The sequence below is a fragment of the Citrobacter sp. Cb080 genome (assembly GCF_030334745.1).
GTDB lineage: Bacteria > Pseudomonadota > Gammaproteobacteria > Enterobacterales > Enterobacteriaceae > Citrobacter > Citrobacter braakii.
Genome location: NZ_JAOWDG010000016.1, coordinates 1 through 219 on the forward strand (window position 1 = coordinate 1; position 219 = coordinate 219).

Below are 219 nucleotides of genomic sequence, written 5' to 3' on the forward strand. Positions count from 1 at the left end.
GGTGGGTGATGACGGGATCGAACCGCCGACCCCCTCCTTGTAAGGGAGGTGCTCTCCCAGCTGAGCTAATCACCCACTTCTCAATTTCTTGTTTTACACGGCGGAGACTACATAAAGTAGTTGGTGGGTGATGACGGGTTCGAACCGCCGACCCCCTCCTTGTAAGGGAGGTGCTCTCCCAGCTGAGCTAATCACCCCCGCTGTGTGGAGTCGCATTAT

2 tRNA genes are annotated in these 219 nt (G+C 56.2%); both read right to left on the reverse strand.

Going from position 1 to position 219, the window contains the following annotated elements:
• Positions 1-2: 2 nt before the first annotated feature.
• Positions 3-75 (reverse strand) — tRNA-Val (locus OGV38_RS00200).
• 46 nt (positions 76-121) lie between these two features.
• A tRNA-Val gene (locus OGV38_RS00205) sits at positions 122-197 on the reverse strand.
• Positions 198-219 lie beyond the last annotated feature (22 nt).